The organism is Vibrio sp. 16 (assembly GCF_963681195.1).
GTDB classification, from domain to species: Bacteria; Pseudomonadota; Gammaproteobacteria; order Enterobacterales; family Vibrionaceae; genus Vibrio; species Vibrio sinaloensis_D.
This window is the reverse complement of sequence record NZ_OY808998.1, coordinates 680,096-702,788: the sequence shown is the minus strand read 5'-3', so window position 1 is coordinate 702,788 and position 22,693 is coordinate 680,096. Positions and strand designations below refer to the sequence as shown.

Here is a 22,693-nt window from a genome sequence, read left to right as displayed (position 1 = left end):
TTTTAAATGAGTTTTATAGATTTGTTTTCATTAAAAACAACGACTTATATTGATAATGCTATAATCTCCTGTCTATTTATTGATCGAAGTTGTGTCAGGATATTGTAAAATATAAAAACGAATATGTAGGAAATATATACAGACTCATTTTCATTGCCTTGAATTTATAAAAATCGGCATATAGTATTCTCGGCGTATTTATTTGATTTTGGTTCAAAAAATGTCTTTTATGAGGCGGCGTACTCTCGTCCTAATTCAACTTGCTTCTGCCTCTTTCTTAACCGGCTGTCAAACAACTAAACCTGATTGGTATCTAAATCCGAAGGTAAGTAGTGATCAATATTTATACTCAGTCGCGCAGGCAAGAAATTTACCTCATGCTAAAAAAATTGCAGTAAGCAATATTAATGAAAGCTTGTGGACTCAAGTTGACTCTTCAACTTATATCAGGGAAGTATTTAAAGAGTCGAGTAATAATTCCTCTATTAATAACTTGGTAGATAACAAAATTAATACCCAAACAGAGTCACTAACTCTGAATGGTATAGAATTTGTTAAAATTGAAGAGAATGAGTTAGGATCATTTGTTGAAGTTCGAATAAAAAAGTCTTCGATAATTGAGCAGCTAAAACGTGAGTTGCGCGAAATGAACCAGAAAGCGTCCATGCAACTGCTTCGTTTCGACCGTCAAGATAGGTTGCTTTGGTGGCTTGAAAATAGTGATGCGCGTCAGTTGCACCGTGATGCGCTCGTGCGTATTTCTATGCTAGCGCCACTTGACCCCAGCTTCCAACCTAATATTTCACAACTGTCTGATTATGTAGCCCTGTATGAACAAGTGGTCAGTTCTTTTTACTTTGGGTTGCAGAGCGATTCTCAGTCTAGACTCGCTTTGCGTTTTATCGGTGAGCAACTTTCAGAGTTTAATATTGCGACGGATCAGTTACGTCGACGTGGTCAAACTCATGTCATTAAAGTAACTGGGGAAAAACGTAGCAGTGAATTATCTGGTAACTATATTTCAACCATTGTTTATAAGATAAAAGTTAAAGATATTAAGAATAGAACAATTTCAAGCAATGAGATTATTTCTACCGGCAATTCGGTTCTTAGCTATAAATATGCTGATGAAGGGGCTGCTAGGCACCTAAATGAACAAATTAACGAAAAAGGAATATGGAATGTGTTGGGCTTAAATAATTAACACCGTATTCCTTTAACAATAGACTACAAAATATTCGGAGATAAGAATGTTAAAAAAAACGTTGGTGGCAAGTGCGCTGATTACCGCTTTGTCGGGGTGTACACGTATCGCAGATGAAGTCTGTACTCCCGATACACGCGTCGAGATTGATACTACGGAGATAAGTATTCCTTCCACGGAAGATACTAAAGTGATTGTGTTGCCACCAAGCATCTCTTTTCACGATCAAGCTGCGACAAAACTGATGAGTTCTATGCGAAATTCATTAGAAGCTCAGATTGCGAAGTCGGGGGCTGAACTGGTTGATCGGTCGTTAGCCAATAAACTCAAAAATGAACTGATTCTTGCAGAGCATAGTGGGCGCGTTAGTACCAAAGGTGCTTCCATCGCGGATATCGCCATCATCACTGAAATTACCGCATCAAACCTCACCTATAAGCACAAAGAAGCCCGTACCCGTGAGAAAGCGGATGGCGAAGTGAAACGTTACCCTGCAGAGTGTGATTTCAAAGTCAAAGTGAAAGCGGTCGCTAAAGTGGTCTCTATTCCAAGTATGGAACTACTGAAACGTATCGAAATGGAAGGTGATGAAGATATTGAAGTAGAAGAGCGTCGCTCTGACTGTCCTATTTCGGTAGGTCAGTACCAAAGCCTAGCAAGCAAAGCAGCCGCAGAAGCGGTCGAACATACCTACGAGTTAAAAAAAATGTTGGCTGCGAGTGCTCCAGTGTTAGAGCTGCGCCAATGTGAGCATGGCAGTATGGTTCGTCTGAACATGGGTAAGAACAAGCGTATCGAGCCTGGTGCGGAAGTACTCTTTACGAAAGGTATGAAGTCGATGGATGGTGAGCTTGAAGTGTTCCCTATAGGTACAGGCTATGTGGTTAAAAATGAACACAATGCAGTGACTCCTAAATACTCTTGGGTTTCTATCGATGAAGAAACAGCACTGAAAGTGCAAAAAGGGTCATTGGGCAAAGTGGTCCCAGAGAAATGCCGCCTAGGCGATATTGAATGTTGGATGAAGTAGCCATAGCAAGGGGCCTATCATGAAAAAAACACTGATTTCTGTCTCTTTGGTTACGTTGCTTGCCGGATGCCAAAGTACGAATACCATTAGCGTAGAACAGGCACAGAACTTTGCTCCGTGTACATTTCCAGATGCGCCTACTGTCGCCGCGCCTGGGTGGATATGCGACGTACTGCCAACTGGCCTTGCGGCTGGAGCAACAGGCTATTCGAAAAAAAGTCCTGCAGGACTGAATGTGATGCGTAAGGTTGCCGTGAATGATGCGCGAGTCAACTTGGCTAGCCAATTCCAGACTGACGTTAACAATCTTTTTCAGCAAGCGATTGAAAGCTCGGTAACTACATCTGAAACACTGGCTGGAACAGAGATCACCGAAGACGTTCAAGAGACATTTGAGAACATCACCAAAAGTGTGGTGACTCGAAGTTTGACCAACAGTCGCGTGATCGTTAGCCAAGCGAGCCCCACTGGTGGTGTTTATGTCCTTGTTGGAATGGATCAAGCGACCTTTGATGCCAATATGAATACCGTAATTGATCAAGTGAGTGGCAAAGACTCGGCGCTTTGGGATCAGTTTAACAATGAACAAGCTGCCGCCGATTTGGCGGAAGCATTTGAAGCTTTGAAGAAATAATCGAGCATTGATGAAATGTTAGGGGACATAAAGGCCGCCATGCTGGCGGTCTTTTTTATCGGCTTAAAGGAAAAATATGTATTCAAATATAACGAAAAGCGTGTTGGCCGTTGTCATATCAGCTTGGTTTAGCACACCAGCATGGGCGATTTCCGATGAGCAGTTAACGCAACTAAACCAAGCGGTAGCAAAGGTGAATCAATCACCAGAAGACAAGAAAAAAGCGTTTCATGCCTATGTGAATCACTATCTGGATGAGTATGAAGCGTGGCGAGATCAGTATACCAAAACGCTTGATCAACGACGGGCTGACTTGATTACAAAGTGGGGTGAGGGGGCGGTTTCGACTGCAACGAAAGATGTGCGCTATTCCAACAATGATTCGACAAGAATGAGTATCGACTATGAAGCAAATGTTGCGACGGTTTCTGTTCTGGTTGATCTGGATGCGTCAGCCAAAACGTCGCAGGAACTACTCAGTGTTTTGCCTGAGGACATTGTTAGTGAGGGAGTACAAATTGACGCTGGGCAGTGGCAAGACCACGCCATAACCTATTCGCTGGAAAAAGAGCAAGCAGAGAAGCAGTTTGTCATTGCCCAAACTCAACGTCAAATGAATGAGTTGGACGTTCAAGCAGAGCGATTAATCAACGCGAAGACAGGTGCCCCTGATGCTTTTATTTATCAGAGGGCGCATACCAAAAAGATGGCGCTTTTAGAGCAAGCGCAAGCTCGCATAAAAGCGCAAAGTGAACTCTACGCCAAGATGAGGGCTCAGTATGGCATTGTTGTCGCACATGCTGAAACTCCAGAATTGTCAGAGTCTGAACCTGAGTTTGTCGCTCGTGATCAAGTTGTGCATGGAGAGCCTAAAAAAGCATCTTCAAAGTCAGAGGCGAGTGAAAAGGAGTTAAAACGCCCAACTTCGCCAAATGTAAGAGTGGCAAGTGCCCCGACCGCCCCTCAAAAAGTGGTCAGCTACAAGGTGACGCTCCCAGAAAATAGCCTCAAAACACGCGCCAGTCAGTACGCGCCCCTAGCGCAAAACGAGAGTAAAAACTGGCAAGTTGACGCTGCCCTGATTATGGCAATTATGCACTCTGAGTCGGCGTTTCGCCCGGACGCCAAATCCCACATCCCAGCTTATGGTTTGATGCAGGTAGTACCGACGAGTGCAGGGCATGACGTCAATAAGCAAGTTCGGAATATTGACGCTCCTATGACGCCCTCGGAACTGTATAAACCAACGATCAACGTTGAAACGGGAGTGGCGTATTTAGATATTTTAAATCGGCGCTATCTGAGAAAAATAGAGAATGATGAGAGTCGACTTTATTGCATGATTGCTGCTTATAACACAGGGGCAGGAAATGTTGCGCGTGCCTTCAATGCAGACCGTTCGACCAACATCAACAAAGCTGCGACAGTGATTAATGCTATGTCCCCAGATCAAGTCTATCACCAGTTGATGGAGGAGCTTCCCTACGATGAGACCAAAGGGTATTTGAAAAAAGTGACGAGCCGCATCGCTCTTTATCAGTGATTGCTCAGACACCTCGTGGGTGTATTTGTACTGTGACCAAAACAATTGAGAAAAACCATGTTTAAGATTTTTGCTGTTTTCTTTGTGGCTGTTGGCATATATGTCGGCTTCAATTACTCAGAAGAGATAGAACAAATTACCGATACCAAGGCATTTGAGCAGGTTCAAGAGCAAGCTGAAGAAGGAAAAGAAGCCTTACTAGACAAGATCGATGAGTTTAAAGGATAACAATGGCAACAGATCACACAAATCAAGTGAGCGGAGACGCTGTACGAGCCTCTACGTCAGAAGAAGTGAACAGTAGCGCTTTATCTGGAGGATGGGCCCGCGCGATCGGCTTAGCCTCTGTGGTGTCGATTGCACTGGGAGGTTTTAATGACAGCTTTGATGCCATCAACAAGATGGTTAATTTCGGACTGTCTCAAATGACGGATATTCCATCGCACAATAAGCTCGATAAAATTTACATTCGTTCTTCGGCGCAAGTGCTTGATCAAACGTTTGGGGCGCCAGTCTATATTAAACGTTCTTCCACAGGTGATGTAATTCAGTACTACCAAGATGATAACTTTGTCTTATCTGCTATCGCTCGAGATAATGCGATTGTTGCTTATTTGGTCTTCCCGAACGATGGATTCAAACCAGAAACGATCGAACATGCTGGTGGAGCGCAGTTTTTTGATCGCAACATCAACGCAATTGAGAGTGTCAATGAAGTTCGCGCTGCTTATGCTCGCACGGGTAGTTACTATATTGAGGAGAATAACGGCGGGGAATTTGCCTTCTTATACTCTTCGATTAGTGGTGTCAGTGAGTTTCTTTCGCCCATAGCTCCTGCGAATCAAACACGGTTGTCTGCTGTGGCAGATGCGCTCATGCTGGATGATAATCTAGCCCAGGCTGTCCAGTCATTTCGTTCCACAGTTAAGCCGAACTTCTTTGGTTACAGCACACTAGGAATTGGTGTGTTGGAGGATGCGATTCTCTCCAACTCCGAGTACCGTTTGATAAACAAAATGTAACGCTTTCCAAAGTTGGCTTCCGAAAGTGGATGTGATTTGTCGGTTAAATAAGCAACGTTGAAATCGCGGTTGGAAATAGGTACGTTGATATCAGGCTTAAATTACTGAGAAAAAACAATGAAGTACCCTAATCCGTTACGTCAAGGAAGCACGATTGCAATTACGGCATTCTCGTGTGGGATAGCCAAAGCCCACCAGCCTAGGTTTGACATCATTAAGCAGCACCTTGAATCCTGTGGTTTCACTGTTGTTGTAGGCAAGTGTTAATATGGCGAACTTAAGCATGTGAGTGCGCCCATTGAGCAGCGTTTAGAAGAGCTGATGACGTTTCTTTTCGATGACAACATTGATGCTATCTATCCACCTTGGGGGGGGAGTTGGAGATGTAGCTGTTACCCCTCATTGATTTTGCCAAACTAGAGCATACAAGGCCAAAATGGATTTTAGGCTTTTCAGATATCAGTACGGTGGCGGCAGTTTTTACCAGTAAGCTTCGCTGGGCGACAGGGCATTGCTTGAACTTAATGGATTTAGTCCCAGAAGCGAAAGACGCGCTGACCTCTAACACGCTCAACTACCTTGCTACTCCATTCGGTGAGAGTTTTTCTCAAAACGCATTGGGTATGTATGCAAGCCAATGGCCGGACATTGTGAATAACCCAGCGAATGGGATCGCACCCGATACGCCTTCAAACTGGCGGTGGCTAGTCCTGAATCTAGTTTGGTGATTGAGGCGCACCTGATTGGAGGCTGTGGGGTACGTTGTGGCTGTGGGTGATACTCAGCAGATTAACGATAGCCGCACTTTCTTCTCGCCAGACGTTCGCTTTGCTCGTTTGAGCATTGGTGGTAAGTAAGGCTCAATATAATCACAAGCCAGCTTAACGTATGTTTAAGCAGTCCAAAAAGCCAGTATGTCTGTCATGCTGGCTTTTTTGTTGCGTACCACAAGTGGGACTTTACATATGTGGTAAGCGAGTGATTGCAAAATGGACGGAATTAGCAGCGCTATCTCTGCAAACTATTTATTGATAAAGTGAATAGTGAGCCGAGTGTTTGGCTAAGCAGTGACCCCATTTTGGAAGCAAGAGCAGCGTATGCAAATCCCTCAAGTCGATGTTACATCCCTCTATATTTTGAAATACTTACTCGAAGAAAAACATGTGTCTAACACGGCGTTGTTATTGAATACCAGTCAATCTTCAGTCAGTCGAGCATTGCAAAAAATGCGGGTCTTTTTCGATGATGAGCTCTTGGTTAGGAGCAGTTTTGGCTATGAGTTGACTTCCAAAGCGGAAGTCATCAAAAAGGATATTTCTTCTTTAATCATTAGCTTAGAAAAACTTTCTAACACTAACTCTTTCGAGCCGAGTAAAGTGGAAGGAACCCTTCGTTTTTACGGCCTTCAACCACAAATCAATACGATTATGCCTAGGCTTGTGGCGGCCATACGTGAACGGGCGCCGAATCTTGTCGTCAGTATTGATACCACACCAAAGCGTCATTTTGAGGATCTTGTATCGGGTGATGTTCATTTTTCACTTTCTTCTCATCAGCCACCTACGTCGGAAAATACGATTTATCGAAAGGCGATAGCTAAGAGAGACTTTCGCCTATTGATGAGCCGTAATCACCCTTTGGCTGAGCAAGAGCTGACAGCGGAAAAACTGTGCAATTGCCATTTTGGGCAGATCTCATTACAGGGAGAGAAAACCCTCTCTTTCGAACATAAGTTCATTGAGCTTGGGCTTGCCAACAAAAAGCAGCGTTTGTCGGCACCAGTGCAGCTTACCAACTTTACTTCGGCGCCAAGCATTGCTGCGGAAACAGACATTATCTTCCATTTACCCACTCCGTTCGCAGAAGCTGCATGCCAAGATGAACGTTTGATTACGCGAGAGGTGCCAGAGCCATTGCGTCTGGATTTTTCACAGGTTTATCTATACTGGCACAAGCGTTTTCATGATGATCCTATGTGTGTCTGGGTGCGTGAATTGATCAATGAATTGTTTGACGAAGAAGCGTTGTCTGCCTAACTGGATACAAGATATCCTGACAACGTTTCAGATCCTGCATAGCGAGATTTTACATTGTGAATACGTTATTGATTGAAACTGTGGGGTAATTAACATCTAATTGATAACAATTATCAATTGCAAGTAAGTTAACTATCACCATGCTCAAGAATCCTCCTTTAAACGTGAATTCAGTCGTCTATGCTGCGCTGAGTTTCACGGCTGTGACCCCTTTTGCTTCTTCTGCACAATCTCCATCAGATAACGATACAACCACTATGGAAACCGTTGTGGTTACCGCCTCTGGCTATGAACAGTCGACGCTCGAAGCTCCCGCATCGATCAGTGTCATTGACCGAGCGCAACTTGAAACACGTTCATATAAAGATCTCACCGATGCTATGAAGGACATTCCAGGTGTTGTTGTTACGGGAGGAGGATCGCGTCAAGAGATTTCATTGCGTGGTATGCCGTCTGAATACACAGTTATTTTGGTGGATGGTCGCAAGCAATCTGGCCGAGAGACACAAGTGAGCAGTGGTGGTGGCTTTGAGCAAGATTGGCTGCCACCATTAAATGCGATTGAGCGGATAGAAGTGGTACGCGGACCAATGTCGACATTGTACGGCTCTGATGCGATAGGCGGCGTCATAAATATCATTACGCGCAAGGATTTCCCAAGTTGGACAGGCAGTGTTCGTGCGGAAGCCACGTTACAAGAAAATGACGAGTCTGGTCATTTCTATCAAGGTGAAGTCTATTTGGCTGGGCCTCTGATCGATGGTTTGCTCAGCACGGCCATCTCAGGTATGTACCAAGAGCGAATTGAAGATGAGATTCTTTATGCTAATGGCGGAAAAACGCTAGAAAACTATCGTGCGTCTGTTTATCTAACGCCGACAGATACTGATACTTTTACCCTCGATTACACATATCACGATCAAGAGCGCGTTAATACCGAAGGCAAAACACGCACCAAGAGCTCCGAGACGACCAATAACCGCCGATCTTTGGGCTTATCCCATGACGCAAATTATGAATCCATCACGGGTTCGTCTTACGTGAGTAGCGAGAAGGTGGAGAATGTTGGGCGCGATTTAGCCGTACACAATATCAACGCAAATACACAATGGTCGAAAGCGTTAGGCATGCATTACGTATCGTTTGGCGCAGCGTATCAGAGTGAAGAGCTCGATAATGGCGATTTCGTTTTCAATAATACTCAGTGGTCTCTTTTTGCGGAAGATGAGTGGTATCTGGCCGACGATTTTGCTCTGACACTCGGCTTACGATATGACGACAATGAGCAATTCAACTCTCACTTGAGCCCACGTATTTACGGTGTTTGGAGCTTGAGTTCAGACTGGACAATGAAAGGTGGAGTGTCAACGGGCTACCGCTCACCGAGTCTCACGGAAATGGAAGAGGAGTGGGTGCAAGAGAGTTGCAATGGGCGATGCGAGATCTACGGCAACGCAGACCTTAAACCAGAGTCTTCGGTGAACACCGAGTTGGGCCTCTACTACACGGGTATCAATGAGCTCAACTCTAGTTTGACGGTGTTTTACAATGAGTTTAAAGACAAAATTGACAAGGTGAAGCTGGATCCAAACTGCTCTGGACGCGCATGTGACTCAACGTATGTAAACATTGAAGACGCGAAAACCTATGGTGCGGAAAGCTCGATTCAAAAAGCCATTACAGAGACGGTTAGTCTAGGAGCAACTTACACCTATACCTACAGTGAAAAGCTGTCTGGTGATGACAAAGGGCAACCTTTAACGCAAGCGCCAAAGCACCTTGTAGCGATTAATTCAGATTGGGTAATTCGCGAAGGCATCAACGCTTGGTTACGTGCATCCTATCGCAGTGAAGAGTCGGAGCCTGTTACTGTTGATTCGCGCAATGTTTCTGCACCTTCGATCACCTATGTCGACTTCGGCGGAAACTGGCAGGTCCATCAACAACTTAAGCTAATGGCAGGCGTCTATAACGTCTTTGATGTAGAAACAAGCTACGATGAATACGGCTATGTTGAGGATGGTCGTCGTTACTGGATTGCAGCAGAGGCGTCATTCTAATGTCGAAGTTAAAACGCTGGAATCGAGCAGTCGCGCTCTTCGCCATATCATTGCTGGGTATGAGTAGCACCCATGCAAGTGATGAGTTCGAAGTCACCAAAGACATTGTCTATAAGACTCTTGATGGTCGTACGCTTATGCTCGACCTGTACAAACCGAAGCAAATGGCAGAGCAACCCTATCCACTGCTAGTTTGGGTTCACGGTGGAGCTTGGAAACGAGGCAGTAAAGACGCGATTCCGACAAAGAATCCATTACTTTTACGCTCTATGATGCAAAAAGGTTATGCGTTGGCGTCTATCGACTACCGGTTAAGTGGAGAAGCGACCTTTCCGGCTGCCATTGTGGATATCAACGATGCCCTAAACTACCTTCATGATCACGCCGAGCTGTTTAATGTGGCTGCAGATAATGTGGTGATGATGGGTCGCTCGGCTGGTGGGCATTTGGCGGGCTTGATTGGTGTGACAAACTCACAAGACAACCTCTCGCTTTATCACCAACCGAGATATCAGGTTAGCGCAGTCGTGAGTTTCTTTGGACCAACGGATTTACTGGCGTTGGGTTACAAAGGAGGGAAAGCGGTTAGTGACAAATCCTCGGTATCTCGTTTCCTGGGCAATACGCCTAGCGTGATCCCAGAAATTGCGAAACAGGCATCGACGACGACGTACGTTAATGAAAAAACGCCACCATTCATTCAGCTTCACGGCACACTAGATAAGCGCGTGCCTCTAGCACAGAGTGAGCAGCTAAAAGCTAAGTTGGACGCATTTGGCGTCGAGAATCAGCTGTGGATTGAAGAGGGGGTTGGCCATAGTGCGCCAGTTTTCGATACCGAAAAGTATGTGCCCCATGTCGTGACATTTGTACAGCGATACTTACCAACTCTTCATTAATCATAATGACTCTATGTCCACCATCTGAAAGTCAACTCGCTCAGATTGCGGCATAGAGTCGAGTGTTTACTGAGCCTCATAGACAATCTCACCTTGCAGCATGGTCATTAACACGGTGGCTTTCGCGATGTCATTGGGCATTAATTGTGTGATGTCATCATCGATTAGGACCAAGTCGGCGGATTTGCCGATTGCGATGGAGCCAGTGATATCACTGATTCCCAAGCTTTTCGCTGCGTTTATGGTGTAAGCCTTTATCGCCGCATCTACGGATGGCAGCCCGGTCTCTCCCATTTTTACGCTATTGGCGATACCAACGAGAGGGTTGATATCGTGCACGTTCCAATCGCTGCTTAATGTCACGTTAGCACCTGCGTTAAATAGGGCTCTTAGGTTCATTAGCGCTCGTGCCCGTGTCGCCCCCAAAAACGCCTGCGCCCATTGGTGATCGTGGTAGGCGACGTAATCCGATCCCACCTGAAAATCCGCGGTTACATCAAGTGTCTTAAAGCGGGAGCTGTCTTTTACGTTGACCAGTTCTACATGAGTCAGTGTGTAAGGGCGATGAGGGGATTGGCGACGAACGCTGGCGATGGCGTCCAATGATTCGCGGATCGCCCCATCGCCAATGGCATGAATGTGAGCGCCATATCCGATTCGATCTAGCTCATTGAGCCACGTTTTCATCTGTTTTGGTGGAATGTAATTAATACCGTACGGATCATTGGGTAAGTAAGTGTCTAAATAGGGCGCGAGAGTCTTGGCGGTGCCATTAATGAAGATGCCATCGCTGTACATTTTTACCTGATTGACCAGCAGTCGACGCGAGGTATCGTTAGAGTGGACTCGTTTAAGGAAATCAAGTTGCGGTTTCACAGGATCTGCCGGATATATCCATGGACGTAATGAGACTCTGGCGGTTAGATCTTGTTCTTTTTCTGCTTGTTTCCAGACATCAAACCAGCTTCGTTTCCAATATAGGCGCCCGTCCCCTATGGTGGTAATGCCGTGAGACGCCGCTTCTTCCAGACCATTCATTAATCCCTGATAGCTTTGCTCAAACTGATTTTCCAACGCATTCCACGCTATCTCCATCACTTGATCGCCTGCGTTATCTAATAAGATGCCGTTTGGTTTTTGGCTGTACTCATCTTTGAGTATTCTTCCGCCTTGAGGATCTGGCGTTGACGACGTGATACCCGCTTCGGCAAGCGCCGCAGAATTAACCCACATAGAGTGCGAGGTTTGCTCCATCAGGATGACAGGTTGATTTGGGAAGACAGAATCAATCACGTCGAGTGGGGTATCGTGGTTGTGCTCACCTAGAATCGCCTCTAATGAGAATCCATAGCCCATCAACCAACCCTCTCCAGTGTGCTGAGCTTTACATGCTTCGAGATAAGGGCGTTGCTCTTGCAGAGAGGCACTCATGCTCAACTCGCATTGTCCGCCAGCTTCAGAGGCGGCTTCAAATACATGATTGTGATTGTCGATAAACCCTGGCATCAAAAACGCTTGCTCAGCATCAATCATGTGAGTGGTCGACGTTTTATAGACAGCAGCTGAGTGTTTGGTACCAATATGAACAATGTTCCCTTGCGCAATCACAAGGGTGTCGGCATCCGGATGCTGATAGATCTTTGCATTTGAGATCAGCATATCAGTGGTTTGGGCAAAGGCGGCACAGCTAGACAAAATCAGGCTTAGTGCGAGAGCGGTGTTAGAGAGTCGGGTCATTGGCTTGTCAATACAACGTGGAGGTAGAGTAGCTTAAGTCTATGTATGTTTGGGGCAAACTACAAAGGGTCGCTTATCGAAAATGGCTAGTACAGAACCTGCGCGTTAGGTCCCTTCTCCAAACTTCCCAGAGAGCCCTTTATCGTCCGGTATGGGAGCCATGTCATTGTCCTTTTTCTGATACTCACCCTAATTTTTGCTTTGTACTCTAAATAAAAAAGAAATCTATTTCAAATGAATTGGAGAGGTTTTTGATCGAAGAATAGTAAGGTTTGTACACAATTAAACCTCTACCTTGTGATTCTGGCTTTATTTAAATTGTTTATTTTTAATGATTTAACTTGGGTTTTTCTAAGTATCTCTTGGTTGTTGGTAAGAGATAAGATTTTATTCGAGTGTTCGTATTTCTAGTTCTGTTTAACTTGGTTGGATTTTAAAGGTTATTGCTCAAAATATTAGATGTCGAATTAGTGACAGTTTGGTTAATCTGGTCTTTTGTGTGATTTACATCACATAAACTGGGCTTTTTTGAGGTCAAATTTGCCTTTTGGGGCATTTTCTGCGTGATAATAAATAGCAAGTTTATTTAGAGTTCGAAGTAAATGCACATTCCTATGATCGTATCAGCACCTTGGGTTGCTTACCCTGAAATTGATGAGCAAGCCCATTCTCATGGTTCATTTGAAGAGCCAACTGCAGAGGATGGCGACGAGATTTTTAACTTAATCGCCCAGTGTCCACCACTCGACACCAATTCTTCCTACTGCAATTTTTTGCAATCAACGCACTTTAGCCAAACTTGTTTGCTTGCCCGTTGTGATGGTGAGGTGTCAGGTTTTGTTTCTGGATACCTCAAGCCTGACGATCCCACGACGCTATTTATTTGGCAGGTGGCGGTTTCTCCCAATCACCGCGGGAAAGGATTGGCTTATCAGATGCTTAAGTCGCTGTTCGCGAGAAAGGCTTTACGAAATATAGCGGCCATTGAAACCACGATTACGCAAGAAAATGGTGCCTCTTGGGCGCTGTTTAAAAAGATCGATAAAGAAAATGGTCAGCAAGGCAGTGTTTCAACATTTCTCGACCAAACAACACACTTCAAAGGGAAGCACGATACGGAGTATTTGTATCGTATCCCGCTAAAACCCACTCAAACCACAGGATAGATAAACGGTCTAATCATGGATATTTTTGACAAACAAGAATCACAAGTACGTTCTTACTGCAACAGCTTCCCAGTCGTATTCACTAAAGCAAAAGGGTGCTGGCTAGAGACGGAATCAGGTGAAAAGTACCTGGACTTTCTTGCTGGTGCTGGGTCTCTTAACTACGGCCATAACAACCCGATTTTTAAACAAACGTTGCTCAACTACATTGAGTCTGATGGTATTACGCACGGGTTAGACATGCATTCTGCTGCGAAAGCGGACTTCTTGAAAGCGCTGTACAAGCATGTATTTCAGCCACGAGGTCTGAACTATAAAGTCCAGTTTACAGGCCCTACCGGAACCAATGCGGTAGAAGCCGCGCTCAAACTGGCGAGAAAAGCCAAAGGTCGCAGTTCTATCGTTGCGTTTACTAACGGTTTTCACGGGTGTACCGCGGGAGCCCTTGCCGCAACAGGAAACCAGCACCATCGCCAAGGCGCAGGAACAAGTTTAAATGATGTAACGCGCATTCCGTTTGAGGGTTATGCCGACATTGATGGGCTGAAATTATTTGAAACCATGTTGAATGACAATTCTGCGGGGATCGACAAACCTGCTGCCGTACTGGTTGAAACGGTGCAAGGTGAAGGTGGCTTGAATGTCGCCTCTGAGGATTGGTTAAAGAGACTGAGCAACCTCTGTTCGAAGCACGATATTTTACTGATTGTGGATGATATTCAAGCAGGTTGCGGGCGCACTGGCACCTTCTTTAGTTTTGAATCTTCAGGCATCAAACCGGATATGGTGACCCTATCGAAATCCATTGGCGGTTATGGATCGCCAATGGCGCTTGTTCTGATGAAACCTGAGCTAGATATTTGGAATCCCGGAGAACACAACGGCACCTTCCGAGGCAACAACCATGCGTTTGTCACGGCGACCAAGGCGATTGAGGCGTATTGGGCCGACAGCGCTCCGTTCGAGGAGCATATTTCGAATTGTTCACTGCTGGTTTCGGAGGTGATTGAGTCTACGTTGCTCCGTTACCCAGAGATGTTCGTCACTCGCAAAGGCCGCGGGATGATGATGGGGATTGAATGTCGCAGTGGTGAGTTGGCTAGCGACATCGTCAAGAACTGTTTTGATAACGGCTTAGTTATTGAAACTGCGGGCCCCAACGATGAAGTGGTGAAGTTCTTTGCGCCGCTAACCATCACAGAGTCTGAGCTGCAACAAGGTCTAGATATCTTTAAAAACGCGGTTGAATCTGTCGTTGAACAACAATTTAAAAAAGCGTCGTAACTAGGGGAAGCAAGATGATTGTACGTACATTAGATGAATGTCGAGACAGTGAGCGCAGAGTTGCGTCCGAAACGTGGGAGAGCGTTCGCATGTTGTTGAAAGATGACAACATGGGCTTTTCATTTCATATCACCACCATTTTTGAAAACACCGAGACACACATTCACTATCAAAATCATTTGGAGTCTGTTTACTGCATGAGTGGTGAGGGCGAAATTGAAGTGGTGGGTGGTAAGACTTATCCGATCAAACCGGGAACGCTCTATATTTTAGATAAGCATGATGAGCACTATCTTCGCGCCTATGAAGGTAAAGAGATGGTGATGGCATGTGTGTTTAACCCGCCAATCACCGGTAAAGAGACGCACGATGAAAATGGTGTGTACCCACTTATCGACTAGACAAACGATCTCTGGCTAGGCGAGTTCGTCTAGCCACCTACACAATTCAAAACCAAACAAAAGGCTTTAACATGATTTATACCGTAGAGAAAATCGGCGGTACTTCCATGACCGCATTCGATGCTGTTCTAGATAATATTTTAATCAAAGATAGCGAAGAGGAAATGTACAACCGAGTGTTTGTCGTATCGGCTTACGCAGGTATGACTGATGCCTTACTCGAATGCAAAAAAACCAGTAAACCCGGCGTCTATCAATTGGTTGCCAAGCGAGATGACAGCTGGCAACAGGCACTAGATTACGTTGAGCAGCGAATGTTACTCGCCAACGAGAATATTTTTGCGGATCCAATGAACCGCATGCGAGCGGATAAGTTTATTCGCTCTCGGATTTCAGAAGCGAAAGTGTGTATTTCGAATATATTAGAGACCTGCCAGTATGGGCAGTTTTCACTTCGTCACTATCTTCCTCAGGTTCGAGAATTTCTCTCTTCCATTGGTGAAGCGCACAGTGCCTACAACACAGCGCTAAAGCTGAAAAACATGGGCTACAATGCGCGATTTGTCGACTTATCCGGTTGGGATACGCAAGTGCCAGCGAGTTTGGACGAATGCATTCTCAAAGCTTTTGCTGATATCGACACAACCAAAGAACTGCCGATCGTGACCGGATACGCGTCATGCAAAGAAGGGCTGATGTCGACCTATGACCGTGGCTACAGTGAAATGACGTTTAGCCGAATTGCGTCGCTAACGTGTGCCGACTTAGCCATAATTCACAAAGAGTACCACCTCAGTTCGGCGGATCCTCGTGTGGTTGGGTCTGAGAAAGTGCTTCCTCTGGGAGAAACAAACTACGACGTTGCCGATCAACTTGCCAACCTTGGTATGGAAGCCATTCATCCGAACGCAGCAGCGGGTCTGAGAGAGAGCGGCATTGAGTTACAAATCAAAAACACGTTCGAACCTCTTCATCCTGGCACCCTGATCTCGGGGGAGTTTCGTCCAACGATGGATAAAGTGGAGATCATTGCGGGGAAAGAGAAAGTATTCGCGCTGCATTTGTTTGACCAAGCGATGGTCGGGTGTGTGGACAATGTCAGCTATGACTTGATGGAAATCATCACAGATACTCGCGTTCGGTTAGTCGGAAAGGAGATGAATGCCAACTCCATGACTTACTACTTAACGGGCAGTACCGATGCGTTAAATAAAGTGCTCTACAAGACGGAGAAGCGATTCCCACAGGCCAACATCAAAGGTCGAATGGTTGCCTTGATCTCTGCGATTGGTTCGCAGTTTGATACGAATGAAGCTCTGGCAAAAGGCGTACTGGCTTTGATGGACAGGGACATTACTCCGATCGCGGTTCATTCATCAATGCGCAATGTCAATGTCCAGTTTGTTGTTGATGACAACCAGTACCAATCCTCAATTTGTGCCTTGCACGGTGTATTTTTTGATAGCAAGCCAGCGAGCGCCACTAAGGTTGCCTAGCAAATACTCCAAAATGACTGAGTCTAGATTAAACAGATAGCCCCTCTGCTTCTATTAACGCGGCAGAGGGGCTTATTCCAATCTATTCACATCAATGCGTCGCGCCTCAAATTGCGGGTGGTACCATTTCAACCGCTTCCTAAACTGCTGAGTTCACTAAAGTCTGTTAAGCGGCACTTTTTGCCTATTTCCGATAACCTTTCTAGCCCAAGTCGATTTAACGAATCTTAGCCTTGTTTCTTCTAATCATTGAATATAAAGACTTTATTTCGATGAGAGTAATAATTGTAGGTCTGATTTAGATCATGGTAAGTGAGTTATTTAAATTCGCTTGCTCATGGGGTTACCCCATAAATGGAGTAGAAGAGGCCTTCTTACTGGTTGAAAATTAAAGATATTTGATCATTTAGAGTAAACACTTCGAAAATACCGAGTAAAAATGCAACTTTAAATTACTTTTTCGGTAAATGCTCTCAAGATAGCTTGGTGAGGACACAACATAATTATCAATATAAATATGAATAAACAGAATGTTCTCGCTGCTGTGGCCACGATTTCAGAGTTGTCTATTTCTTATCGCAGTAGCAAGCGCGGTGCTCAAGTGCATCCATGCTTGGTCTTGGGTGGGCGATTGGGCTCTAGAATAGATTGGAGGCAATGATGATTTTAACCGGTGAATTGAAAAAAGTCGGCACTATCGTTGGCAGCTTAGTGGATATCGTTAAAAAGCATGGCGTAGAGCTAAACAGCGAATCCATGTACTACATCAGCAAAACCTTTAAAGAAAAAGTGATTCCTTGCAGCCGCAATGTGCATTACTACCTCACTCTTAGCAATGATGTAGGCGAAATCTTGATTACGAAAATTGTTCACGCGAGCAACTCCATCGATATAGGTTTTAAAGATATCTATGGCAACAAGCTCGCTAATGCCACCATTACTGACAAAGGTGAACTCAAAGAGTATCGTCTGTAGTTGAATAAATGCCTGCAACTCTGCAGGCATTTTTGTATCCAGTTGCGCGCAACATCCTATTCATTTCATCTCTTGCTTCATTTGAGAGCAAACTCACCCATAACGACTTCCGTTCGGCTTCTGCGCAGGCGACAACAGTAAAACTATATAGCCATTTAAGCTCACATAGTGGTGAATAAGCTATTGATTATTAATTTAAAAGGCATATAAAGACGGCGTGATGCATATAGGTATCACGCTTTATTGGCTTAGATAGCATTATTATTCTGCTGTGCGGACTTGATATGTGCTTTTCATAAATAAAATATAAGGTAAGAGGCTGTTTATATGTTTAAGAAACTTACTATTGTTGCTATTCCATTTTTACTTGCAGCATGTGCCGCACCCAAATATACGGTAGACCCGATTCCTCAAGACAAGCAAAGTAAAGATATTACAATCGTAAGAGACGATGCTACTCGAGACATATTTTTACAATCGATGCAGGAGTGGTGCCTTGATAATGCCCACAGATGTAAAGTTGTTAATGATGGAACGCCACCTGAAGCTCCGGAGTTGACTCTAACTTATATATCGCGGTGGAGTTGGGATTTTAGTACTTTTATTGCCGATGCAAATATTAAAGCATATAAGAATGATCAGAAAGTTGGTAATGTCGAGTTCAAAGCAGCAAACAACTCAAACCCCGATAAGTGGGGAGACGACCGCAAACGTATAATGGCCATGATGGATCTACTATTCTCGCTATCAACACCGGAAGAAGCGCAAGCAAAAATAAAGTCTGGTGAAATGTAATTACAATCTAGCAAGGAACTAAAATCAAATTCCCAACGTTAGAAATTTTGTCCTATCGTTGGGTTTGATGCAGTCGGCGCCATGGTTCAATTAGGTGATGGCGTTGGCTACAACTCTACGTTAGCAGGATAGAAAATGATTATTTGGCCTTGTATTTTCAAGTTAGATGGGGATTCAGAACTACTGTATATGGACTCCGTCCATCAGTTAGTTACTGAATTAGAAGGTTTAATTTGGGATAGCTCAGACCGTCTCATTGACAGTCACGGGCAGTGTTACTCAGTCTGTGTAGAAAGCGATAGTTATGCGTTTGAGCCTGAAGGTGTCATGCTTACTTTGTCGGAAGTAACCAAGTTGGTTCAAGAGCATGAGTTTGCGAAAGCAGAAATGTGCCTTACCAAGATACAGTTCCTATCCATTGCCGAAGCCATTAAGTCGATCTCGTCAGGAGATGCTTAAGGGTGATTCGCAGCGTTTCATGCTCTGCGTTTAAAGATGAATGCTCCGCTTGGTTGAGTAACAAGTGCTCACCATGAAGGCCAAAGCCAGCGTTGCGCCGCTGATGAATGCTGTTTTCATCGTGTTTATCCTCAATATCTGTTGATTGAGGTACTACGATAAACTCTCCTGCATAGAGGAGAGTCAACCATTAATGTGTCTGTTTTTAGGTTTTTGCAGATGTCGCTGATTGTGCCTATTAATATGTACTTATGTTTCCGAGAGTTAGGTCGAAAAATAGAGCCTGAACACTAGCTTACTAACTTGTTGAATTTAGACTCGTTTCAAATTCAACAATCCTAGGTCACAGCATGTTAGATCGCGTCGAAGAGACACTAAAGATGAACAGAATTGAACACACCCGAAATGGGCATTCAATCCAGCTCAAATTTGGTGGTTTGAGTTTGAAAATTAGAATTCGATATAATCCCAATGGTGATTATTGTTCGCTCGAAAGTGGAGAAACTGCGTTGGCAATTTCAAGTTGCCTTATTACTCTTGGTGCCTCTTTAATCTTGATATCAAACAGCGGATTTCTGGGCATGATTTCAGTATGTTTGTTGGTTTTCGCAGCGCTAAGCAATGCGTTAATTCTACTCGTGACTCAGATTAAATTATTGGATCTTAAGTCACAGCTTAGAAGCTCTGGAATCTATCTTTAACCCTACCTATAAGCGTTATACCACAAGGAGTATGAGGTAAATGAAACGGTTTTTTAGCATTATGTCTATTGTTCTTCTGAGTGCTTGTGCATCTCAGAAGCCGAGTGATGTAAAAATGGATGTTTATACTAAGAGTCTGCCATCTGCAGAGGCATACCTTTTGCTCGCCGTTTACTATGCAGACGAGGTAAAGCCTGATTCAAACAAACTAACTGAGCTATTCGATAAAAAAGCCAGTGAACTGTGTACCAATGGGTTTAGTTTCGGGCGCAGCAAATCCAATCAGGTTGAAAAACTCGATTCAAACGAGCTGATTCCTTGGATTGCTGAGAAACATCGTAAGTTTGTTTCAAGTCATCGTCGTTTCGATAAAACATCGAGCAGTCAAAAGATAGTCACGTGCAATCCAGCATAAAGGTGGCTTAAGCAAGGCGTAAAAAACGCTGATTGTTACTACTTTACGTCCCTGTTGAGGTTAAAGATGAATGCTCCGCTTGGTCGGTGTAGTATGGACGACTTAGTTGGGCGTTAACACTAATAGGGACATTTGATGAAAGTGCACGAATGCGTATCTTTTATGTTGATCGACAACAACCGTGTGTTACTCGAAAAACGCAGCGAGACCAGAGAAACCGATGCGGGCATTGTAAACATTCCTGGCGGTCATATTGAAGAAGGTGAAAGCCAACGCCAAGCCTTGTTCCGTGAAATGGATGAAGAGTTGAATGTGATCCCTGAATCCTACCAATATCTTTGTTCGCTTTATCATCCCACACGCGAGCTGCAATTAATCCATTACTATGTCGTTGACCACTGGACAGGAGAAATTTCAGCCCAAGAAGCCGAGAGCGTGCACTGGTATCCATTATCGTCAGCGCCTGTGGGTATTGATGCAGACAGATTGGCGATAGCAGAGTTTTTCAGAGTTGGACAATACCTTTCGTTCTGACAAACCATTTGAGGCAGAGTCTATGGCAATAGCGTTTGAAACTCAGAGATTGAGAGTTGAGGAAATATCAGGGAATCTTAGCCCTGATGAGCAATCAATTCTGATAAAGCAGATACCTACTATTCTGACGCCGCCCGTTGTTGAAAACTTACCTCCCTATTTTCACAGTATTACTTCTCGCCAATTGGCGCAGGTTTGGCTCGATCAAATGTTGTTGGAGAGTCGCTTACTTCAGGTGAAATCCACGGCAAATGAGCTAATCGGTTTCTTGTTCGCCTATGTAGAGAGCGAAAATAACGCTGCGCATATCGGTTACTTGCTCTGCGAAGAATGTTGGGGTAAAGGGCTCGCGAGTGAGCTGCTGCAAAGCTTTATCAAAGAAGTAGCGCGTACAGAGTCGTGGTCAAAACTTGTTGGTGGCGTTGACACATCGAATGTCGCTTCAGCTAATTTGCTCAAAAAGTTGGGTTTTATAGAGCGGCCAGAAAATGAGAGTGGTGTGATTTTTTACGAATATACGATTCCCAGACCACAATCGTAATAAGACCTTTCTGTATGGATTGGCGTGCTTCAAGCATGATGCGATCCGCAAGCCTTTTATGCCAACGTTCCTAACCCTTCGTTAGCGGGAACCGCTATTTTGGAGTCTAAATACCAGATGTATAAACTAGAAATCTTCTGTACGCCAGAGCAACAAGACCGGGTTTTAAGTACTCTACATGAGTCAGGCGTCGATAAAATTGGAAACTATGACCACTGCTGGGCCATCGGCTCGGTGACGGGATCTCACCGCGCTCTTGATGGCTCACAGCCGGTGTTTGGTGGTCAAGGTACAGTAGAAAACTACCCCCTGCTAAAAGTAGAAATCAACGTGGCAAAGCACCAAGTGAAACCTATTGTTGATCAGCTTCGAGTGTGCCTCGGTTGGGAAGAGCCTTTGGTCAATGTCTTTAAAGTGTACAACTCCGAGTTTGATCTTTGACGGCAAAATTGAGCGCCAGAAGCCCAAGCAACAGTCTTAATAAAATGCAGAGTATGAGATGGAAGTCGTAGCAGCAGAAAAATCGGATTTAGATTCGTTCTTTATTTACCTTGGAAATCAGTTGTCTGAAAACGGCAACGGGAAAAATCCGCTTTTCCAGCCAATATCCAGAAATCAAAAAGACGTACCAGATTCAACAAAAGATAAATTTGTCCAAGGGTTTTCCCATCAACTTGGAGAGGTGGGTTGGCGAAAACTTTGGCTAGTGAAAGATAGGTGCGGAAGTATCAAAGGTCACATTGATCTTCGCCACCATGATGATACAAGCTGTTGCCACAGAGTGTTACTCGGTATGGGTGTAGACGCGACGTGTCGTAAACAAGGTTTGGGTCAAAAGCTCATTGGTACCGTTGTCGAGTATTGCCAACAACAATCAGGGATTGATTGGCTCGACCTTTGTGTCTTGTCAGCAAACACGCCCGCAAAGAACCTGTATCTTAAAGCTGGGTTCGATATTGTCGGTGAGTTCAAAGATCAATATAGAATCGATGGTCAGTCGGTCTCAGAGACGGCAATGACAAAGCTCGTCAAAAATTAGCCAGAACACATGGAGGACGTTGTGAGTTTAGAAAAGCGTAATTTAGAGTCGCTACCTTTGCAAAATGAGTTGGTTCAATCAGCGTGCGCGGCATTTATATCTGAAGATGACGTGGTTGCCGCTGTGTTGCTAGGCTCGCTGGCGGCAGGGAAAGGCGATCGAGTCTCGGACGCTGACATTCTCGTTTTTACTCAAAATGACTTTCACAAAGCGGCAAACTCGTGCTTTTCCGTCTTCGAGAGTGATAAAGAAATTTTCTATCTGCTGGATGGTTTTCACAATGACAATGCGTACTTTAAGAAATACATTTTCAATGACTTAACCAGTGCTGAAATCCACTGCTTAGATGTGAGTGAACCATTTTGTATCTCAAAGCCTTTTAAAGTGCTATTCGACAAAAATGACATCATCGAGCAGAGGGTAACGGATGCGCCCGCGCCAAAACATGAGGACTTTCCCGCCTATACCAACGGTGACGAAGGGCTGACTTGGGAGCTGTTTGATTGTATTAAGTGGATGAGCCGTGGAAATCATGAATTGGCAAAGCGCCATCTAAAGAAGCTTGTCGATAAGTTCTAACCAATCTGTCTCAATAGGAATTTCACCTACCAAAAACCAAAAAAGCCAGCAGTTGAATACCTGCTGGCAATACTTTGGGCTTCCAGTTTTTATTTTAGTTGTTCTCGTCGAGTTCTACGGTGACCCGATGGATTTTGTTCAAA

24 protein-coding genes and 1 pseudogene are annotated in these 22,693 nt (G+C 44.6%); 24 read left to right on the top strand and 1 reads right to left on the bottom strand.

The genetic code is table 11. The features are described from left to right. Positions 1 to 220 precede the first annotated feature (220 nt). The 11 genes and pseudogenes from U9J37_RS17500 to U9J37_RS17450 all read left to right on the top strand — a co-directional run bounded on the left by U9J37_RS17500 (position 221) and on the right by U9J37_RS17450 (position 10,428). Positions 221 to 1,204, top strand: coding sequence for an LPP20 family lipoprotein (locus U9J37_RS17500; RefSeq protein ID WP_005469056.1), 984 nt, complete (start codon positions 221 to 223; stop codon positions 1,202 to 1,204). A gap of 46 nt (positions 1,205 to 1,250) precedes the next feature. Beyond that, on the top strand, positions 1,251 to 2,234 hold the full coding sequence (locus U9J37_RS17495) for a hypothetical protein (RefSeq protein ID WP_005469094.1): 984 nt from the start codon (positions 1,251 to 1,253) through the stop codon (positions 2,232 to 2,234). A gap of 19 nt (positions 2,235 to 2,253) precedes the next feature. Continuing rightward, on the top strand, positions 2,254 to 2,868 hold the full coding sequence (locus U9J37_RS17490; protein ID WP_005469081.1) for an LPP20 family lipoprotein: 615 nt from the start codon (positions 2,254 to 2,256) through the stop codon (positions 2,866 to 2,868). Positions 2,869 to 2,944: 76 nt separating this feature from the next. Then, positions 2,945 to 4,411 carry a transglycosylase SLT domain-containing protein gene (locus U9J37_RS17485; protein WP_043886398.1) on the top strand — a complete coding sequence of 489 codons (1,467 nt, stop codon included), beginning with the start codon at positions 2,945 to 2,947 and terminating at the stop codon, positions 4,409 to 4,411. 57 nt (positions 4,412 to 4,468) lie between these two features. Then, positions 4,469 to 4,639, top strand: coding sequence for a hypothetical protein (locus U9J37_RS17480; RefSeq protein WP_005469203.1), 171 nt, complete (start codon positions 4,469 to 4,471; stop codon positions 4,637 to 4,639). A 2-nt stretch (positions 4,640 to 4,641) separates the two neighbouring features. Next, the gene (locus U9J37_RS17475; protein WP_005469312.1) at positions 4,642 to 5,433 is read left to right on the top strand and encodes an ETEC_3214 domain-containing protein; all 792 of its coding nucleotides are present in this window, start codon (positions 4,642 to 4,644) and stop codon (positions 5,431 to 5,433) included. A 389-nt stretch (positions 5,434 to 5,822) separates the two neighbouring features. Beyond that, a pseudogene (locus tag U9J37_RS17470) lies at positions 5,823 to 5,888 on the top strand (hypothetical protein); the annotation flags it as partial. 12 nt (positions 5,889 to 5,900) lie between these two features. Then, positions 5,901 to 6,161 (top strand): hypothetical protein, encoded by a 261-nt coding sequence (locus U9J37_RS17465; protein WP_052297947.1) that lies wholly within the window; start codon positions 5,901 to 5,903, stop codon positions 6,159 to 6,161. A 369-nt stretch (positions 6,162 to 6,530) separates the two neighbouring features. Beyond that, positions 6,531 to 7,469, top strand: a complete 939-nt coding sequence (locus tag U9J37_RS17460) for a LysR family transcriptional regulator (RefSeq protein ID WP_043886397.1) — start codon at positions 6,531 to 6,533, stop codon at positions 7,467 to 7,469. A 140-nt stretch (positions 7,470 to 7,609) separates the two neighbouring features. Continuing rightward, positions 7,610 to 9,529, top strand: coding sequence for a TonB-dependent receptor domain-containing protein (locus U9J37_RS17455; RefSeq protein WP_005469219.1), 1,920 nt, complete (start codon positions 7,610 to 7,612; stop codon positions 9,527 to 9,529). Beyond that, positions 9,529 to 10,428: an alpha/beta hydrolase gene (locus U9J37_RS17450; protein WP_005469135.1), complete on the top strand. Its 900-nt coding sequence runs from the start codon at positions 9,529 to 9,531 to the stop codon at positions 10,426 to 10,428. The genes U9J37_RS17455 and U9J37_RS17450 overlap by 1 nt, the downstream gene beginning before the upstream one ends. A 66-nt stretch (positions 10,429 to 10,494) precedes the next feature. On the opposite strand, the gene U9J37_RS17445 is transcribed toward U9J37_RS17450, so the two are convergent. Next, the gene (locus tag U9J37_RS17445; RefSeq protein ID WP_005469221.1) at positions 10,495 to 12,165 is read right to left on the bottom strand and encodes an amidohydrolase; all 1,671 of its coding nucleotides are present in this window, start codon (positions 12,163 to 12,165) and stop codon (positions 10,495 to 10,497) included. A 602-nt stretch (positions 12,166 to 12,767) separates the two neighbouring features. Here U9J37_RS17445 and ectA point away from each other — a divergent pair. The 13 genes from ectA to U9J37_RS17380 all read left to right on the top strand — a co-directional run bounded on the left by ectA (position 12,768) and on the right by U9J37_RS17380 (position 22,550). Next, on the top strand, positions 12,768 to 13,331 hold the full coding sequence (gene ectA, locus U9J37_RS17440) for a diaminobutyrate acetyltransferase (protein WP_005469244.1): 564 nt from the start codon (positions 12,768 to 12,770) through the stop codon (positions 13,329 to 13,331). Between the two features lie 15 nt (positions 13,332 to 13,346). Further along, positions 13,347 to 14,615 (top strand): diaminobutyrate--2-oxoglutarate transaminase, encoded by a 1,269-nt coding sequence (gene ectB, locus U9J37_RS17435; RefSeq protein WP_005469014.1) that lies wholly within the window; start codon positions 13,347 to 13,349, stop codon positions 14,613 to 14,615. Between the two features lie 14 nt (positions 14,616 to 14,629). Further along, the gene (locus U9J37_RS17430) at positions 14,630 to 15,016 is read left to right on the top strand and encodes an ectoine synthase (protein WP_005469282.1); all 387 of its coding nucleotides are present in this window, start codon (positions 14,630 to 14,632) and stop codon (positions 15,014 to 15,016) included. Between the two features lie 71 nt (positions 15,017 to 15,087). Then, a complete protein-coding gene (locus U9J37_RS17425) occupies positions 15,088 to 16,512 on the top strand; it encodes an aspartate kinase (protein WP_005469195.1) in 1,425 nt (474 codons plus the stop codon). A 657-nt stretch (positions 16,513 to 17,169) separates the two neighbouring features. Then, positions 17,170 to 17,487, top strand: coding sequence for a hypothetical protein (locus tag U9J37_RS17420; protein ID WP_005469335.1), 318 nt, complete (start codon positions 17,170 to 17,172; stop codon positions 17,485 to 17,487). Positions 17,488 to 17,814: 327 nt separating this feature from the next. Further along, the gene (locus U9J37_RS17415; protein ID WP_005469421.1) at positions 17,815 to 18,282 is read left to right on the top strand and encodes an Sbal_3080 family lipoprotein; all 468 of its coding nucleotides are present in this window, start codon (positions 17,815 to 17,817) and stop codon (positions 18,280 to 18,282) included. Positions 18,283 to 18,417: 135 nt separating this feature from the next. Continuing rightward, on the top strand, positions 18,418 to 18,741 hold the full coding sequence (locus U9J37_RS17410) for a DUF4144 family protein (protein ID WP_043886382.1): 324 nt from the start codon (positions 18,418 to 18,420) through the stop codon (positions 18,739 to 18,741). A 741-nt stretch (positions 18,742 to 19,482) separates the two neighbouring features. After that, positions 19,483 to 19,857, top strand: coding sequence for a hypothetical protein (locus tag U9J37_RS17405; protein WP_043886378.1), 375 nt, complete (start codon positions 19,483 to 19,485; stop codon positions 19,855 to 19,857). A gap of 135 nt (positions 19,858 to 19,992) precedes the next feature. Further along, positions 19,993 to 20,391, top strand: coding sequence for an NUDIX hydrolase (locus tag U9J37_RS17400; protein WP_043886377.1), 399 nt, complete (start codon positions 19,993 to 19,995; stop codon positions 20,389 to 20,391). 22 nt (positions 20,392 to 20,413) lie between these two features. Continuing rightward, entirely contained in the window at positions 20,414 to 20,932 is a 519-nt protein-coding gene (locus U9J37_RS17395; protein WP_005469329.1) for a GNAT family N-acetyltransferase, read from the top strand. 117 nt (positions 20,933 to 21,049) lie between these two features. Next, the gene (locus U9J37_RS17390; RefSeq protein WP_005469341.1) at positions 21,050 to 21,373 is read left to right on the top strand and encodes a YqfO family protein; all 324 of its coding nucleotides are present in this window, start codon (positions 21,050 to 21,052) and stop codon (positions 21,371 to 21,373) included. A gap of 58 nt (positions 21,374 to 21,431) precedes the next feature. Further along, a complete protein-coding gene (locus U9J37_RS17385) occupies positions 21,432 to 21,971 on the top strand; it encodes a GNAT family N-acetyltransferase (protein WP_005469159.1) in 540 nt (179 codons plus the stop codon). A gap of 9 nt (positions 21,972 to 21,980) precedes the next feature. Continuing rightward, positions 21,981 to 22,550 (top strand): nucleotidyltransferase domain-containing protein, encoded by a 570-nt coding sequence (locus U9J37_RS17380; RefSeq protein ID WP_005469309.1) that lies wholly within the window; start codon positions 21,981 to 21,983, stop codon positions 22,548 to 22,550. Positions 22,551 to 22,693 lie beyond the last annotated feature (143 nt).

What these genes read in the sequence shown, in the direction of transcription:
- U9J37_RS17385 (WP_005469159.1), top strand. Translation starts at nt 21,432, where the DNA reads ATGGAAGTCGTAGCAGCAGAAAAATCGGATTTAGATTCGTTCTTTATT.
- U9J37_RS17420 (WP_005469335.1), top strand. Translation starts at nt 17,170, where the DNA reads ATGATGATTTTAACCGGTGAATTGAAAAAAGTCGGCACTATCGTTGGC.
- U9J37_RS17390 (WP_005469341.1), top strand. Translation starts at nt 21,050, where the DNA reads ATGTATAAACTAGAAATCTTCTGTACGCCAGAGCAACAAGACCGGGTT.
- ectA (WP_005469244.1), top strand. Translation starts at nt 12,768, where the DNA reads ATGCACATTCCTATGATCGTATCAGCACCTTGGGTTGCTTACCCTGAA.
- U9J37_RS17475 (WP_005469312.1), top strand. Translation starts at nt 4,642, where the DNA reads ATGGCAACAGATCACACAAATCAAGTGAGCGGAGACGCTGTACGAGCC.
- U9J37_RS17490 (WP_005469081.1), top strand. Translation starts at nt 2,254, where the DNA reads ATGAAAAAAACACTGATTTCTGTCTCTTTGGTTACGTTGCTTGCCGGA.
- U9J37_RS17415 (WP_005469421.1), top strand. Translation starts at nt 17,815, where the DNA reads ATGTTTAAGAAACTTACTATTGTTGCTATTCCATTTTTACTTGCAGCA.
- U9J37_RS17455 (WP_005469219.1), top strand. Translation starts at nt 7,610, where the DNA reads ATGCTCAAGAATCCTCCTTTAAACGTGAATTCAGTCGTCTATGCTGCG.
- U9J37_RS17445 (WP_005469221.1), bottom strand. Translation starts at nt 12,165, where the DNA reads ATGACCCGACTCTCTAACACCGCTCTCGCACTAAGCCTGATTTTGTCT.
- U9J37_RS17400 (WP_043886377.1), top strand. Translation starts at nt 19,993, where the DNA reads ATGAAAGTGCACGAATGCGTATCTTTTATGTTGATCGACAACAACCGT.
- U9J37_RS17485 (WP_043886398.1), top strand. Translation starts at nt 2,945, where the DNA reads ATGTATTCAAATATAACGAAAAGCGTGTTGGCCGTTGTCATATCAGCT.
- U9J37_RS17425 (WP_005469195.1), top strand. Translation starts at nt 15,088, where the DNA reads ATGATTTATACCGTAGAGAAAATCGGCGGTACTTCCATGACCGCATTC.
- U9J37_RS17460 (WP_043886397.1), top strand. Translation starts at nt 6,531, where the DNA reads ATGCAAATCCCTCAAGTCGATGTTACATCCCTCTATATTTTGAAATAC.
- U9J37_RS17500 (WP_005469056.1), top strand. Translation starts at nt 221, where the DNA reads ATGTCTTTTATGAGGCGGCGTACTCTCGTCCTAATTCAACTTGCTTCT.
- U9J37_RS17450 (WP_005469135.1), top strand. Translation starts at nt 9,529, where the DNA reads ATGTCGAAGTTAAAACGCTGGAATCGAGCAGTCGCGCTCTTCGCCATA.
- U9J37_RS17405 (WP_043886378.1), top strand. Translation starts at nt 19,483, where the DNA reads ATGAAACGGTTTTTTAGCATTATGTCTATTGTTCTTCTGAGTGCTTGT.
- U9J37_RS17480 (WP_005469203.1), top strand. Translation starts at nt 4,469, where the DNA reads ATGTTTAAGATTTTTGCTGTTTTCTTTGTGGCTGTTGGCATATATGTC.
- U9J37_RS17430 (WP_005469282.1), top strand. Translation starts at nt 14,630, where the DNA reads ATGATTGTACGTACATTAGATGAATGTCGAGACAGTGAGCGCAGAGTT.
- U9J37_RS17495 (WP_005469094.1), top strand. Translation starts at nt 1,251, where the DNA reads ATGTTAAAAAAAACGTTGGTGGCAAGTGCGCTGATTACCGCTTTGTCG.
- U9J37_RS17395 (WP_005469329.1), top strand. Translation starts at nt 20,414, where the DNA reads ATGGCAATAGCGTTTGAAACTCAGAGATTGAGAGTTGAGGAAATATCA.
- U9J37_RS17380 (WP_005469309.1), top strand. Translation starts at nt 21,981, where the DNA reads ATGGAGGACGTTGTGAGTTTAGAAAAGCGTAATTTAGAGTCGCTACCT.
- ectB (WP_005469014.1), top strand. Translation starts at nt 13,347, where the DNA reads ATGGATATTTTTGACAAACAAGAATCACAAGTACGTTCTTACTGCAAC.
- U9J37_RS17410 (WP_043886382.1), top strand. Translation starts at nt 18,418, where the DNA reads ATGATTATTTGGCCTTGTATTTTCAAGTTAGATGGGGATTCAGAACTA.